Origin of the sequence: Arcobacter sp. CECT 8989 (assembly GCF_004116715.1) — a bacterium.
In the GTDB taxonomy this organism is placed as follows: domain Bacteria; phylum Campylobacterota; class Campylobacteria; order Campylobacterales; family Arcobacteraceae; genus Halarcobacter.
In genome coordinates this window covers 1-380 of sequence record NZ_PDKE01000146.1, presented here as the reverse complement: position 1 = coordinate 380, position 380 = coordinate 1, and the positions used below count along the sequence as shown (strand labels likewise).

1 protein-coding gene is annotated in these 380 nt (G+C 53.9%); it reads right to left on the bottom strand.

Going from position 1 to position 380, the window contains the following annotated elements; all coding sequences use genetic code 11:
• A partial coding sequence (locus tag CRV02_RS14760) for a DUF3672 domain-containing protein (protein ID WP_258239349.1) occupies nucleotides 1–380 on the bottom strand: 380 nt, incomplete at both ends.

Genomic DNA, 380 nt, shown 5'->3' with positions numbered 1-380 from the left:
TCATAAATCACCGCACCGTTCATCAGTACTTTCAGATAACACATCGAATACGTTGTCCTGCCGCTGACAGTACGCTTACTTCCGCGAAACGTCAGCGGAAGCACCACTATCTGGCGATCAAAAGGATGGTCATCGGTCACGGTGACAGTACGGGTACCTGACGGCCAGTCCACACTGCTTTCACGCTGGCGCGGAAAAGCCGCGCTCGCCGCCTTTACAATGTCCCCGACGATTTTTTCCGCCCTCAGCGTACCGTTTATCGTACAGTTTTCAGCTATCGTCACATTACTGAGCGTCCCGGAGTTCGCATTCACACTGCCACTGATATCCGCATTTTTAGCGGTCAGCTTTCCGTCCGGTGTCAGGGAAAGGGCCGGAGG